This window comes from Peribacillus sp. SIMBA_075, from assembly GCF_046534585.1.
Genome location: NZ_JAWRYN010000914.1, coordinates 1 through 260 on the forward strand (window position 1 = coordinate 1; position 260 = coordinate 260).

Annotated in this window: 1 protein-coding gene; it reads left to right on the forward strand. The window is 42.3% G+C overall.

Going from position 1 to position 260, the window contains the following annotated elements:
- On the forward strand, positions 1-117 hold a 117-nt coding region (locus tag SB775_RS30915), incomplete at its 5' end, for a tail fiber assembly protein (protein WP_410865085.1).
- Between the last annotated feature and the right edge of the window lie 143 nt (positions 118-260).

Below are 260 nucleotides of genomic sequence, written 5' to 3' on the forward strand. Positions count from 1 at the left end.
GTATATGCAACGGAGGAAGAAACCCCGTTGCTGGAAGCCAGGAAAAAGTATCGGGTGTTGCTGAACCGTGTTGATACGTCAACTGCACAGGATATTGAATGGCCAGCACTGCCGTAGGGTAAAACATATAAATTCTATAATTAGATGTATCTTTCCATTTACGGCAAGGAAGGGGGCTTGGAAGACGTAAAGCATCTCACACCGAGATTATTTTTTATATGTCAGGTGTCTGAAGTTTTGCTTTGGCTCTTAAAATGGTT